The 15,177-nt window shown below is 41.8% G+C and carries 9 protein-coding genes; 5 read left to right on the top strand and 4 right to left on the bottom strand.

Features of this window, described 5'->3' with window-relative positions; all coding sequences use genetic code 11:
• Positions 1-31: 31 nt before the first annotated feature.
• A complete protein-coding gene (locus tag DP117_RS01065; RefSeq protein ID WP_169216483.1) occupies positions 32-1,177 on the top strand; it encodes a geranylgeranyl reductase family protein in 1,146 nt (381 codons plus the stop codon).
• 34 nt (positions 1,178-1,211) lie between these two features.
• Positions 1,212-2,345, top strand: coding sequence for a hypothetical protein (locus DP117_RS01060; protein ID WP_169216482.1), 1,134 nt, complete (start codon positions 1,212-1,214; stop codon positions 2,343-2,345).
• Here the strand turns inward: DP117_RS01060 and DP117_RS01055 are convergent.
• Together DP117_RS01055 and DP117_RS01050 are read right to left on the bottom strand one after the other, a co-directional pair.
• Positions 2,306-5,899 carry an NB-ARC domain-containing protein gene (locus DP117_RS01055; protein WP_169216481.1) on the bottom strand — a complete coding sequence of 1,198 codons (3,594 nt, stop codon included), beginning with the start codon at positions 5,897-5,899 and terminating at the stop codon, positions 2,306-2,308. The two genes, DP117_RS01060 and DP117_RS01055, sit on opposite strands and share 40 nt — an antisense overlap.
• Positions 5,900-6,422: 523 nt before the next feature.
• Complete coding sequence (locus tag DP117_RS01050; protein WP_211175848.1) at positions 6,423-8,213, bottom strand: protein kinase; 1,791 nt, start codon at positions 8,211-8,213, stop codon at positions 6,423-6,425.
• 596 nt (positions 8,214-8,809) lie between these two features.
• On the opposite strand from DP117_RS01050, the gene DP117_RS01045 reads away from it, so the two are divergent.
• The 3 genes from DP117_RS01045 (at position 8,810) to DP117_RS01035 (ending at position 13,381) form a co-directional block, all read left to right on the top strand.
• Positions 8,810-9,967: a hypothetical protein gene (locus DP117_RS01045; protein WP_169216480.1), complete on the top strand. Its 1,158-nt coding sequence runs from the start codon at positions 8,810-8,812 to the stop codon at positions 9,965-9,967.
• A 1,454-nt stretch (positions 9,968-11,421) separates the two neighbouring features.
• Positions 11,422-12,363 (top strand): DUF2382 domain-containing protein, encoded by a 942-nt coding sequence (locus tag DP117_RS01040; protein WP_169216479.1) that lies wholly within the window; start codon positions 11,422-11,424, stop codon positions 12,361-12,363.
• Between the two features lie 157 nt (positions 12,364-12,520).
• Positions 12,521-13,381, top strand: a complete 861-nt coding sequence (locus DP117_RS01035; RefSeq protein ID WP_169216478.1) for a DUF2382 domain-containing protein — start codon at positions 12,521-12,523, stop codon at positions 13,379-13,381.
• 177 nt (positions 13,382-13,558) lie between these two features.
• On the opposite strand, the gene DP117_RS01030 is transcribed toward DP117_RS01035, so the two are convergent.
• Both DP117_RS01030 and DP117_RS01025 read right to left on the bottom strand, forming a co-directional pair.
• Positions 13,559-14,398 carry a metal ABC transporter permease gene (locus tag DP117_RS01030; RefSeq protein ID WP_169216477.1) on the bottom strand — a complete coding sequence of 280 codons (840 nt, stop codon included), beginning with the start codon at positions 14,396-14,398 and terminating at the stop codon, positions 13,559-13,561.
• Positions 14,398-15,174, bottom strand: coding sequence for a metal ABC transporter ATP-binding protein (locus tag DP117_RS01025; protein WP_169216476.1), 777 nt, complete (start codon positions 15,172-15,174; stop codon positions 14,398-14,400). The genes DP117_RS01030 and DP117_RS01025 overlap by 1 nt, the downstream gene beginning before the upstream one ends.
• Positions 15,175-15,177 lie beyond the last annotated feature (3 nt).

Raw genomic sequence — 15,177 nt, 5'->3', positions numbered from 1 at the left:
ATTAATTTCATCATGCTTTAGGTAGATTTTTATGAAAAAATTTGATGTAGCTATTATTGGTACTGGTCCTGGCGGTGGTATGGCTGCTTGTCGTTTGGCAAAAACTGGTCTAAAAGTACTGGTTTTGGAAAAAAGCAAGTTACCACGGCATAAAGCTTGCGGTGGTGCTTTATCTGTTGGTGTGAAAGAAATTATAGACTGGGATTTTAGCTCCCAAATTGAAGTGGAAGCCGTTGCTGGAAAGTATTTTTACAACTATACTCTGTCCAAAGAAATATCTTCAGATACTCAAAAAAACTCACAAGATAAAGTTTCTCCTGCCCTAATGGTAAACCGAAGACGTTTTGATTACCATTTCATCGAGCGGGCAGTGTCCTTGGGGAAAGGAAATGTAACTTTGTGGGATGGATTTCGCGTTGCGAATGTCGAAGAAAATGACAACGGTGTTTTTATTCAAGGTGGCAACCAGGAAATTATCCAAGCAGATTTTTTGATTGCTGCCGATGGTGCTACCAGTGTAACTGCAAAGTGTCTTGGCTTAAACCAAAAAGCAGGTCTTGGGTTGGCAGTAGATGCTGAGGTAGAGGTTACATCAGCTGTGTACGAATCTGAAAAGAAATATGCTACTTTTAATATAAATTTTCCTTCAAATGGTTACAGTTGGATTTTTCCCAAAGCCGATTATTTAAGTTGTGGTGTTATGTCTTGGACAGGGCAAAAGGGATTGTCCAAAGCAATGAATGAGTTTTTGGCAAAAAGCTTTTCCCCAGGAAGCATCAAATCGGTGAAAACATTAAGCCATCCTATTCCTCTATATAATGGTCATCGTCAAATTGCTAGCCGCCGTGTTTGCCTGGTGGGTGATGCGGCAAATCTAGTCGATCCATTTTTGGGGGAAGGAATTCAATATGCTTTGACTAGCGGTGCATTAGCTGCTGATATCATTAATGGCATAATGCATAAAGATTTAGAACAAAATACTGAAGACTGTCGCAAGTATCAAAAATTAATTCATCAAGGTATCGGTAAACATTTGCATTTTATACGCCGTTCTACCTTGATTCCATTTTTGTTTGTACCCGAATTAGCTTATCGCAGCTTCATCCTTCATGAAAGTAACGATGAATTATATCGACGACTTTCTTTTTTAGAAGCATTTGGTCTGCTCTCGGCTTAAGCTTTAAAAATCAAAAGACTTCCCGTAGACTTTTATGAATTGTTCCCTAGAGGATTATCTTCTCTTTGTTGCACCTTACATCTCTCATCAACTAGTTACTCCCGAAGCTTTTTCCCAAATCCAGACAGTAGCAAGAATGCTCCCACCATTATCAGAAACTTTATTGGAGTGTCGTTTGGGAGCTCATTCCTCTACTGTAGACTTTTCAGTTCTCGTTACGCCATGTGATGGCAGTCGTGAGATTTTAGCAGGATTAAATCCCGCCATCATGCCTGATATCATTCTCACGAATCCTGTATGGAGACGTATACGGGATTTTTGCATTCATTGGTATGAGCCAAACTCCTTATTATCTGAAAATGTAGATAGTGCTTGGCTAGAGTTTGATGTTGATGCTCAAGTACCAAAAGTGCCAATACCTAGCTTTTTTTTCTGTTTTAAAAATTTACAAGAAGAAATTTCAAGTACTAAAACTCAAAGACAAACGGTAGAAACTGCTTTAAGTTTCTTAAATGGAACTGAGCTTTCACCTCAAATTAAACAAAATTTAGCTATTTGTTCAGATTCTTTGCCAGTCGGCTCTCAAATTCTTTACATTGGCGCTATGCTTTCTCGAAAATTGGAGGCTGTGAGAGTTAATGTTACGGGAATTCCTGAAGAGGAACTATTAGCTTACCTTACCAAAATTGGCTGGAAATATTCAGTTAGTGAACTCAAAGAAATTATCCATATTCTATCTGATTTCTCGGATGTAATAATTCTAAACTTTGATGTAGGAAATGTCATTTTTCCCAAGATTGGAATAGAATGCGAATTAATCAAAAAAGACCCTCGTATTGAACCTCGATGGCAATTATTTTTAGATTATTTGGTAGAAAAGGGTTTATGTACACCTGAAAAACGAGATGCTTTTCTCAGTTGGTCTGGATACTCCCACAAAAAATCTCATCCAGAGTTATGGCCAACTCACCTAAGTAAACTTTCTAGTTTCCTTGGTGCTAGAGGGTCAAGTGTATTTTTCCGAAGGTTGAACCATATAAAAATTGTTTATCAACCAAATACTTCTCTGGAGGCAAAAGGATATCTATCATTCAGTCATGCTTGGATTAATGCGCGCCAAAACAAAGACTATTCCACTGCACCTAAACCCTTGAGAGTGATCAACTGAGCTTGAGTTAACCCTTGAGCTTTGGTAAGGCGCATACCTTCATAAGGTCTTTTACTTCTCAAAGTTCCTAGACACTCACCACGATTGACATCCCAAAGTTTAATCGTTTCATCTTGACCCCCACTAGCCAACGCTTTGCCGTCCGGACTAAAAGCTACTGACCAGATCCAACTTGCGTGCGCTGATAAAGTTTGCCAGCATTTACCAGTACTGACATCCCACAGCTTCACAGTCTGGTCACAACTACCACTAGCCAAAGCCTTGCCATCTGGACTAAAAGCCACAGACTGCACCCAACTGGCGTGTCCCCAAAAAGTGTTTAAGCATTCGCCAGTGCTAACATCCCAGCAGCGTACAGTTTGGTCGCAACTACCACTAGCCAAAATCTGCCCATCCGGACTAAAAGCCACTGACTGCACCCAACTGGTATGTCCCTCAAACGTTTTTAGGCATTCCCCTGTGCGGACATCCCACAACTTCACTGTTTTGTCTTCACTGGCGCTGGCTAAAGTGTAACCATCCGGACTAAAAGCTACCGACCACAGCCAACCACTGTGCCCCCGCCAAGTTTTCAGGCACTGACCTTCACGCACATCCCATAACTTCAAGGTATTGTCACCACCGCAACTGGCTAAGATTGTTCCATCTGGACTGAAGGCGACTGAGCGAACCCAACGGGTATGTCCTAGCAAAGTTTTTAGGCATCTACCGTTAGATATATCCCACAGCTTCAAAGTGCGATCGCTACTTCCACTAGCTAAAGTTTTGCCATCTGGACTAAAAGCAACTGAGCAAACCCAACCAGTATGTCCCTGCAAGATGACAGCGGTTTTTTCCGCTAGTGGGGAGGTTTTGAGTTCTTGATGAGTGCCGACATCCCACAGCCTAACTGTCCAATCTTCATTCCCACTAGCAAGAATTGTCCCATTTGGGCTAAAAGCGACCGATTGTACCCAACTGGCGTATCCCTGCCAAGTTTTTAGGCATTTACCATCACTAACATCCCAACAGCGTACTGCCTGATCTTCACCACCACTAGCAAGAATTGTCCCATCTGGACTGAAAGCGATCGCTGTTAAGCGACTGCTATGTCCGTGGAGAGTTTTCAGGCATCGACCCGTGCTAACATCCCATAATTTTACCGTATGGTCGCCACTGCCACTTGCCAGGATACTTCCATCTGGACTAAATGCTACTGCTCGTATGCGTTGGTTGTGTCCCGACAGAATTTTCATCTCTATACCGTTGCGGATATCCCAGAGTTTAACAGTCCAGTCACTACCGCCTGTAGCTAGGGTTTTCCCATCGGGACTGAAAGCAATGCTGCGAACCCAATAAGTATGTCCCAACAAAGTTTTGAAACATTCACCTGTCCTGACATCCCACAGCTTTACCATTCGGTCATCGCTACCACTTGCTAGCATCATCCCGTCTGGACTAAAAGCAACAGACCAAATGTAACTGGTGTGTCCCGACAAAATTTTCAGACATTCACCGCTGTTTACGTCCCAAAACCTTACCGTACAGTCACTACTACCACTGCCAAGCATACGACCATCTGGGCTGAAAGCCACGGAACGAACTCGCTGATTATGTCCTGTCAAAGTTTTTAAACACCTACCATCTTTTGCATCCCATAACTTCAGAGTCTGGTCGCTACTACCGCTTGCTAGCATACGACCATCTGGGCTGAAAGCAACGGAGTGTACCCAACCAGTGTGTCCCTTACAAATTAGAAGTAGTTTGCTATCCGCCACTTGCCACAACCGAAGCTCACCATTAGAATCTCCAGTTGCCAGCATTCGACCATCTGGACTAAATGCGATCGACAAAATCTGCGTTAGCTGTTGAGCAAAAACTGACTTAGCTAAATCAGCACCAGTAAAGTTTACATTGTGTAAGTTCACATCCTGTAGATAAGCTTGCCAAACCTTTAAATCAGAAAAATCATAACCACTTAAATTGGTTTGAAGTTGACAAAGGAGATTCAGGATATTTCCAGCAGCATATCCTGATTCTTGGGGAGAATATATTTGTAGTTTTGATATAATTTCCCTCAGTCTAATTTCCAAGTTGGTTTGATTTTTTAAAACTGCCAGTAGCCTTTCTATAATTGGTTGGACAATGAAACTCATTTGAGCTTTTCTAATATAATCTTTAGCATCAGCTTTGAGCAAAGCATGGCTTTTCAGTAAAACCAGGTCTCCTGTCTCAATTTCTTTACAAACCTGCTCAATCAAAAGGCTACTGGCATATTCCATTAGCACTGGCTGCAAAGAAAAATGATTTGCCTTGTTTTCGATCAATGAGCGCTGGACTAAAGATTTAAGAGTTTTTATTAATGTATTTTGAGAAACACAGGGATAAATATCTGATTGCAATTCATCAATAGAGACTGGTTCCCGATTAATTGCCAACCAGTACAAAATGGTGTTTCCTAACTCTGATAATCGATTCAGGTGCTGCTGTAGGAGAGCGCAAATTTCATCAATAACTAAGGTATTATATTTAATAAATTCCGCTACGTTTCCCTCAAATAATTCTTGAATCGCCGCTGCCACCATCTTTAATGCCAGTGGATTGCCAGAATATTGTTCAACTAGGACTGTGCATTCAGCCTCTCTTTTCCAGCAGCAGCCTTTGAGTTGAAGTATGTGTAGTCCGGCTGGTACACTTAAACCGCGTAAGTTGAGGCAGCGAACTGGTAGGGTTTCCCCTTGCATGACAGAAATTTCTTTGGGTTTTTCCCGACTTATAACTACCAAGCAGCTGTTGTGGCGGCATTCTCCCAAACGTTTGAAGAAGTTGCCATAATCTTCATAACCTTGTTTGTAGAAGCCTGTACAGTCCCCACCGCACAAAATCGTCTCAACATCATCCAGTACTAATAAACATCGATGCTTTCGTAAATAATCAATCAGGAGTGATATTTTTTCATCTACGGTTGCTGGTAAATCCGTTTGTTGATTGTTGGCGATGAATTGGAGCAAATATTCCAGAATCTGTTGTAGGGATGGGGCATTACGTAGCGATCGCCAAATGACATAATCAAACTGCTGTTGAATTTGTTCGGCTAACTTCACAGACAGATGGGTTTTGCCAATTCCCCCCATGCCCACAAGCCCAACTATGCGGCAGCGCTCAGTCACAATCCATTGTTTTAGCTCAGTCAGTTCGTCGTTACGACCATAGAAAATCGAAACATCAGGTGCTTCGCCCCAATCTTGGCATCGCTCAGTCACACAGATTTGGTCTTGATCAATGACTCCACCTTCATGGGACACTAGACCCGCTTGTCGCTCTACTGTGGCGCGAAAATTACTTTTTTTAATCTTTTCCCCAAAGACATCTGAAAGTAGTTGCCATAACTTGGGGCCTGCATCTTGCTTGAGGTAATTAGGGGAATAGCCATTTGCTTGTGCTATCTGGTCATAACCCTGACGTGTCCCAGACCAAGCTGCTTGAATTATTAGCCGTTGAACGTCACTTAGATGTTTGCCCTTCTTTACGAAGATTAAGGCGTCAGTAAAGTTGAGAACTTCTTCAACATTCATAGATTTTCCTATTATCGGAATTTGCTATTTGGTTGATTAGATTTCAGCTAGTTAGCTAGAGTATTTCTGTTTAAAATTGTGTATTATTAAGTACATCAAAACAAAACACTTTATTTTGTAAAACATTTATTAAGTCGGTCGGCGATGGCTAAGGAATAAATTTCTTGGCTCATAGCTTCAGTCGGTTTTGACCAAGTTAATTTATGAATTTGAGCGTTTTAACGGACTTATGCTACGAAACCGAAAATTTATTTACGTGAGTGGGTTGTACAGAGAATGAAATAGCTCTGTTTCAATATTGGGTAATGTAAAATTGGCTAATGTAAATTAAATCTGTAACAGCGTCATTGTATAATATATAAGCAGTTTTGATTAGACAGTGACAGAAAAAGTAATAACTTTAGGGCATAAAAAAGTGATAGCTTGTTAAGAATTCAAGGTGCATGATCCAGAACTAAGTGTATTGGCACTCTCCAGAACTTTGCCTTCATAGTCGCACGTAGTACTCTCTCATAGCACCTAACTAAAAAATTTGAAACAGGAATGTAACCAAATTTCGCCTACCCAGACTTATGCAATCACCAGATCTGAGGCGATATCTGTCCCCTGGCAATAGCCGCAAATTGTTAATGTAAGTGCCATTGGAACTTCCTACATCTTCAATATAGAAACCGTTTCCCTCAACGCGAATATGGGCATGAATCCGTGAGACAACTTGCGAATTGGGAAATTTTGAAAGGTCCACATCTGGGGATATGCTCTTATTTGGTTTGCCGATGCGGATCACAGAGAGATTTCGCGGCAATTCAATCTGTTTGTCTGTTTGGATATGGATTAGGCGTGCCGTTACTTGTTGGACTAGAGTGCTGTCACTTGTGGCTGGTGGTGTTGAATTTCCTTGCTGTGTGACGGGTTGAACGACAATAGTTGGTGGTAGGGGGCTACTGTGAGCGGAAGCTACCTCTGAGTCGTGGGTCACTGAGGAGTTAGAATGAGACTTGCTGTGGATTTTGATGCGGTTTCTAAACTCTTGAGCGCTTTGAGGATTAGAAATTTCCGCTGCCAGTTTTTCAATGAGTTGCTCAGAAGTGATTTGTGGGAATTTGGTGAATATCTCCTCAAGAATAACGCTAGCTAACGATCCTATAGAACGGTTCAGTTCTTGCCGACAATGTTCTACAAAGTGTGGATTAACAGGAGCAGGTATTTTTGCTTCCGACGCAGGTTCTGGCGCAGGTTCAGGAGCAACTACTACCTCAGCTGGCTGAGCGATCATCATCTGTGATGAGGGAGTTGAGTGTTCTGGTGTCTGCGCTTCAAACTGAAGTTCGCTGTTGTCTTCAGTTGTTTGTCTGAGCCTTAGTGCCTGTTGTTCCAACAGTTTAAATTCTTCTGACTCTATAATCTCTGCTACTTGTTGCTCCTTCTTAGCTTGGTCAATGTTAATTTGCAGTTTTTTGAGTGGCTCGCTCACTTTTGTTTCGTTCGGTAAACTTAGTGGCTGGAGCGCATCGAGAATTTCTTTTGCTGACTGGTAGCGCTGTGTAGGTTTCTCTGCCAGCATTTTGTCCAGTATGCTCGCAAAAGATTCACTGATATTGACATAGGAGCGCCATTGCCACTCTAGGGACTCATCCATCAACAAATCTGGCATTTTCCCAGTCAAAAGGACAATAGCACAAACACCTAGTGCATACAAATCGCTGGAGGGGTAGGACTTTCCTACACGGAGTTGCTCAGGTGGGGCGTAGCCAATTTTTCCCAAAACCGTACCTACCGACCAAATCTGAGATACTTTCTCCTTCACCAACCCAAAGTCGATCAGCACAGGTTTGGATTGGTCGTTAGGAAGCATGACATTTTCTAGAGAAATATCTCGATGAATGACTTTTAGTTCATGCAGATAGTCCAACACTGGTAACAGATCCATTACCAATTGGATAACTTCAGCTTCGGAAAATGCCTGATTTTGCTGAGAAAGGCGCTCCTGGAACACTTGAGAGTAAGTTTGACCATAAATATATTCCTGCACTATGAAAAGTCGCTCTTGCTCGGTAAACCAAGCCAGAAATTTAGGAATCTGAGGATGATTAAGATAATGTAATACTTTGGCTTCTCGCTCGAATAGCTCGCGGGATTTTTGAGCTATATCTTCTGCTGTCCCGGAAACTACAAACTCTTTAAGAACACAAGAGTCACCGAATCGCTGAGTGTCAAATGCTAAGTAAGTTCGCCCGAAGCCTCCTTGTCCAAGAACCTTCTGAATTTGATAGCGACTGTTAATTAAATTTCCAGAGTCAATCTGTGCTGGCATTGCGACGTTGCTCATTGGTAACAACTAGGATACAAAAAGAATTTTGTCCGAATGCATCTGACACGGGCAAGAATAGATAAAACTACAACCTCCATTCCCTACATTCCGCATTCTCAGGGATCACATATCCAAATTCATTAGACCGAAAAGTTTTTTAGAGGGCTTGCCAGCCGTTTATTTGAACTAGACAACAGCGATCTGCTAGAACTCTCCTATAATCAGTTTTTTGAGCAATAGGGTTGTAAATGGCGATCGTACGATCACAAGCGCTCGGCACTCACGAGTCCCAAAAACATCGGCCCAAACCCTCGTTGTCGCGTTTGCGCTCCAAAAGTTTTCGGTCTACTGAAATTGTAGAAAATTAGTGATGAACTTATCACTTTATTTGGAAGCTTGAGCTGAAGTCACAATTTCAAAAGCACTGATTGCGCAAACAAATTTTCCACAGCGATCGCAAAAGGAGTACCATCTAACCAAAGGTGTGCCTAATGAGACAACAAGTCGAAGCTCTCAAATTTCACATCAAAAACCAGCTTTTCAGCCTTAACAGCAACCGTATTGGTTTATAATTCTATTATGATAGCAGTTACCACCCTATGGTTGCTCAAGAATCATTTCGCGCTGATGTCCTTGCCAGTTTCAAAGCCAGCGCAAACGAGGTAGAAGAACTACTAGCCTACAATCAAAACGTTTTTGATTGCAACACGTTCACTCATACCGTCAAATTTCCACTTGCACCCGAAGCTCATGTGGTAGCCTGGGAAGAATACGCTGTTGCAGCAACTGACGGAGCATTTGAAACACTAAAGCAACGGCTGGTACAGTTTCGGTTTCCTATACTTGAGGGTATTAGCCAAACTGACGCATATCGCGCTGCTACTCGTAAGGGTGTTCCAGTAGACGGGATGCCAGAGGCAACTGGTTTGATTTTGAAGCAACCTGAGAAACTCCAGTTAATCATACATCAAAGTTTAGCTGGAGCCATCCCAGTTTTGCTTGCTCCAAATCGAAAGGACTTTATTTCTCTGGTACAGGCGCTGACAATGCGGAATGAACCAAGTGCAGTTCCTGCTTCTATGGGAGCGTGCATAGTCAGCGGGTACAACAACTGGGATAGGATTCGCTCTTATCGGCAACAATGGGAAGCTCAAAATCCTGGCAATTGCTCCGAAAGTAGTTGGGCAGCAGAGTTTAGGCGGATTATACCGCAAAAAGAGCTATATCAGGATCGGTTCATTATTTTGAGTGACGGTCCCTATAGTAACGTTTCGGCCAAGGACGTGGGATTAGAGGAACCCGAATGGCGACGCTTATCTCTAATCATTCGGCTGGAACATGAATGTACCCACTACTTCACACGTCGCTTGTTTAACTCAATGCGAAACAACATGCTCGACGAACTTATTGCCGACTACAGGGGTATTGTAGCGGCTGCAGGACAATATCGAGCTGATTGGTTCTTGCGCTTTGTAGGGTTAGAGTCATTTCCAAATTACCGAAAAGGAGGTAGGTTGGAAAACTACAGGGGTCAGCCCCCACTTTCTGATGCAGCTTTTAAGATTCTACAGGCGTTAGTCAAAGCTGCTGCAGAAAATTTGCAGCGTTTTGATGCTGAGCATGCAGAGGAATTAAGAACCATTAATGGTCAAACTTCTATGTTAATGGCACTGATTTATTTGACATTGGAAGAATTGGCTTCAGATGAGGCGAACTTACGTATCACAAAACTTCGACAAATATATAATCAAACTTAGTCAGATTTAGACGTTTATTGTGCAGTACGAAAAGTCTTTACTCTGGCAAAAATATCCATAATGCTAGATGAACGTTGGTAGTAATTCTTTCATGCTGACCTCGCGGGAGTGTGGAAACCTTGTACCGCGATAGTCAAGGAGGAAACACGACGCGGTTGATTTATCAACCGTCAAACATTACCGCCTTGGAGTTGCGTAAATTCGGTGTACTTTTGTGAGCCAGCACGGCGCAGGAGGGGAGCCACTGCTGCTGCAGGGTTTCCCACCGGGCTGCATGTGGCGTCCGCGCTGCCTCACCCCCGCAAGTGGTTCACCGTTTCAAATTTCACAACTCTGTCGGGGGTCTAACACGTAAAAAATTTAGCCAGCACGCCAGGTGCTGGCTAAATTTTTAGGGGACAATGCGTCGTACGCATAACGATTTGCACAGGATGTGTCTTCCCTTGCGGGAGTAAAGTTAGCTTTGACAATGTTCAGAATCGGCACATCCATTCATACACTGGGGTAAACTAAATCTACGTAAAGCTATGCATTAAGTAGAAGTGTCTCAAATTACTGTTTTCATCCCATCTGGTAAAACGAGCGCTTGAACTCTCCCAAAAGGCGCTTAAACAAAGCTACTACCCCGGTAGCGTCAAATCCACGAACTACAAGCTTCATGGATTCATAAGGCAAGAGTAACAATTGAATTGGTGTCCCCAGATTTCTGGTAAAGCAATTTAGATCCGTCCCAATTTCGGGTGCCCACCTAACCTACTTGCAACACCTAGCAATTCAATTTTTTAGGCGTGGCTGATTGATTGCTACAAAACTCTAATTCCCTAGGAACTAGCATAACATCGTTGCGCAAAAAACCTCTTATAGATTAAGGCTGAACGATTCAACTGCAAGAGTATCAGCGTATGGAGCGAAAAGTGGGCGCTGATTCCGCGATATGCACGAATAAATAGATTTACCGAGATTTCATGGGTTCTGTTGAACCGCTTAACCCATACACCTGTTTAATATGATTGGTTCTAGAGCTACAAACTAGCTACGCATTTGTAGGTAGGAACTTTAACACTTGTTCTGAACGTAGTACAAGGGAGTACTTAGTCTGGTAAGCTAGGGCTTCAACATTTGCTGAAGCCCCCAGATTCAATCCGGGGGTTGCTTACCTTCTGCCTTAAGAGGTAGTTATTCTAGTGGCAAGTATCCGTTCATTATAGCGTGCGCCAAGCGCGGACACGTAGACGCGTTCAAAGTAGCGTGTCTAAGTTTAAATACTTTCCTAATTTTTTTATGGTGTATGCTTCTTTAACCCAGCATTTTTTCGTCATTTTCCATGCCATGTCTAAAGTCCAGTATAGAGTATTAATCATATTAACTAAGTCAGTCGCTAGGGAGAGGAAGCATATTAGCTAATTTCTTAATCTAGTTAATAAGAGATGATAAGAGGTTGAGAGGAAATTAGTATGGCTCTATATAAAATAGCGGATTTTGATCCAGATTACAAAGATACTTTTCAAGGTGATGACATCAAAGGAATGGGCGTTTACGCAGAAGGAACCGATGAAAAAGTCGGTACAGTCAGTGATGTTTTAGTGGATGAAGAAGGTCATTTCCGGTATTTGGTTGTTGACTTAGGTTTCTGGATTTTTGGTAAGAAAGTCTTGTTACCAGTTGGTCGTTCTCGCATTGACTATAACGTTGATCGCGTTTATGCAATTGGCATGACTAGAGAACAAGCAGAAAATTTACCTGAGTACGACGAGCGTCAAACTCTGGATTACGACTATGAAGAGCGCGTACGCGGTACATACCGCACTCCTGGAAGTTACACCCCCGCTGTAGACGCATCTACTCCCCTAGACACAGCGACTCCTGTGGGAGGAGCAATTCCTTTGACGGATCCAACATATCCAGCCACAACAGGGTATCAGCAACCATCTACTGGCATTAATCCAGTTTACGACCGTAATACCTACAACTACAACCAAGAGCCTTCGTTGTTCAATTTGAACGACCAGGATCATCAAACCTTGAGACTTTATGAAGAACGACTCATTGCTAATAAGAGTCGTCGAAAAGCAGGAGAAGTAGCGGTTGGTAAACGCATTGAAACTGAAACTGCACGAGTTGCTGTTCCAGTAGAAAAAGAGCGAGTTGTTGTTGAGCGAGTCACTCCAGCAGATGCTGGTAGACCTGTTGCTCCTGGCGAAGCTAACTTCCGTGAAGGAGAAGTTGCTCGCATAGAAATCTACGAAGAAACACCTGACGTTCGCAAAGAAGCTTTTGTACGTGAAGAAGTCAGAGTGAAGAAAGTAGTAGACCAAGACACCGTTGAGACTAAAGACACAGTTCGCCGTGAAGAATTGGATATAAATGCTCCTGGTCTTCCCATTGATGAACGTTAAATCAACAAATTAGTACCATCTGTACAGTTATCAAATGATTGTTCACTTATAACTAACAACTGATAACTGTTTTAAAGCTTTTACCTATGTCATAGAAGTAGAGATATGGAATTCCATGTCTCTACTTACCATCAGTAAAATATGATTTTTTTTAACAATGAGTTACCGAACAATTGATATAAATAATGAAGAACCAAGTAAACTTGCAAGAATGACTGACTTGTTGAAAAGTCTGAAAACTAAAGTCAAAAATTATATTGCTGTTGATAAGCAAGGTCAGCTAGTAGGTAAAGTTAAAGATTTAATCATAGATATCAATCGTCAGCTAAATTTTGTTATATCTCAGTTGGATAATCAAGAAAATGTTCGACTATTTTTATTAAGTAGTAAGCTAGTTGAAAAAATTAACTCACAAAATAAACAAATTTTTCTAAATCTCAAGAAATCACAAGTAGAATACTTACCTGAATATATACAAGAAACCCAAATGAGTGAAATAGAAAATAATTTCAACGTTCAGGAAGAAAATACACAAAATTCAGACCTGAGAGGAGCAGTAGTAGATGCGAAAAATAGTCAGGTAGATTCAGTAGAAGAAATTATTCGTTTGCTGGGAGAACGATTAATTATTGATCGCAGCAAACGCAAAGTTGGTGAGGTGGTTGTCCGTAAAGAAATTGAAACTCAAATAGTACAGGTACCAATCAGGCGCGAGAAACTGATAGTAGAACAAGTTAGCCCAGAACACAAACAGCTTGCAACAATAGATTTAGGACAAGAAGCAATTTCTGGTGTTGATTTGATTGAAGGGGAAACATCTGCATTGACCACCAATTTTGATGGTGGTTTAAGTGTGAGTGGTGAATTTAGTTCTCCTAAAATAGCGAGTTTACTTTTAAATGCGATCGCCTTAGAAAAAAATCATGGATGTAAAGCAGTGCGAGTGACAATCCTTGTGGAAGACGAAGAATATCAAAAAAGATATCAGGAGTGGTTTGCTCGCACGTCAAAACAGTAAAAATTTAATGCTCAGTTAACAGTTATCAGTTACCAGTTACCAGTTATCACTGTGTACTGTGTACTGATTTAATGTTATTCAGCCAGGATTAAGCTAAATTGATTTTTAATCGTTTTAAGCTCATCCTATCAAAAAATATTTTTTGGTAGGGTGAGCTTCATTCTAAGAAACAACACGCTATTTTTTTGCCCTAACCAACAAACCATGCTTGGGTGCAAATATCATAGCCGTGACAAACAGCAAGGTTTGCAATACGACAATGCAACCCCCAGTCGCACCATCAATGTGATAGCTTATGTACGTCCCCATGACACTCGAAAACACTCCGGTAGCCATAGCAATGAGCATCATGTGGTTGAAGTTATCTGTTAATAAGTAAGCTGTTGCTCCGGGTGTCACCAGCATCGCAACAACGAGAATAATCCCCACAGTCTGTAGTCCAGCAACTGCAGTTAACGAGAGTAATGATAGCAAAATATAGTAGAGCACTCCTGTATTTAAGCCAATAGAACGCGCATGAGTGGGATCAAAACAAAATAATAGTAGGTCTTTGCGTAAGACGGCGATCGCCACTAAGGTCACAACGCTAATAATTACTGTCTGGATAATGTCTGCTTGAGAAATACCAAGAACATTGCCAAACAGGATGTGTGTTAAGTCTACACTGCTTGGTGTTTTAGAAACAAGCACCAACCCTAAAGCAAAGAATCCTGTAAACACCAGTCCAATAACTGTGTCTTCCTTAATTCTTGTCTTCGCCTTGATAAAACCAATCGCAATCACTGAACCCACGCCAAACACAAACGCACCAAGGGCAAAAGGTAACTTCAGGACATAAGCAATAACCACCCCAGGCATAACTGCGTGGGAAACAGCATCCCCCATTAATGCCCAACCTTTGAGAGTCATATAGCAAGATAGCACTGAACAGACTACCCCAACTAACGCACTTACAAGAATTGCCTTGATCATGAATTCATGTTGCAAAGGCATTGTAAACCACTCTAGCAATTGCATTAAATGCTCTCCTGATTTTCACAAGTTATCCGGCTTTTGCTAAACGGCAAATCACTCAGAGAACCACCAAACGTGCGAGAAAGATTTTCTTCTGTGAAGACTTCACAAGTATTGCCATAGGCTAATATGGTGCGGTTAATGAGAACAACTTGGTCACAAAAAGTCGTAATTGATGCCAAGTCATGAGTAGAAATCAAAATTGTGTGACCCATATCTCGTAATTCTAGCAATAGGTCAATCATGGTTTTTTCGGTTTTGATATCCACGCCTGTGAATGGTTCATCTAACAGTAAGACTGTTCCCTGTTGTGCTAAAGCACGGGCAAAAAAGGCACGTTTCTTTTGTCCACCAGAGAGTTCTCCAATTTGGCGATCGCGCATTTCCCACATCTGCACTCTCTCCAAACTCTCCCGAACGACCTTTTTATCTGTTGTTGAAGGAATTCTAAGTATATTCATATACCCGTAGCGCCCCATCATCACCACATCGTAGACACTGACTGGGAAATTCCAGTCTACTTCTTCCGACTGAGGCACATACGCTACCAGGTTATTTTTTTGTACCATCCTGATAGGCAAGCCATTAATCAACACCCTCCCTGTTGTCGGTTTCACGAATCCCATAATTGCTTTAAACAGGGTAGATTTTCCGCTACCATTCATCCCCACTAACCCATAAATGGAATTGGCTTTGAGTTGCAAAGAAGCACCATGTAAAGCTACTTTGCCGTGATAAGCAACTGTCATATTTTCAACATCAATACTGATTGAGTTCATGGT

Origin of the sequence: Brasilonema sp. UFV-L1, from assembly GCF_012912105.1 — a bacterium.
Lineage (GTDB): Bacteria > Cyanobacteriota > Cyanobacteriia > Cyanobacteriales > Nostocaceae > Brasilonema.
Note: the sequence above shows the minus strand (reverse complement) of the source record. Positions and strands in the feature narration are given on the sequence as shown.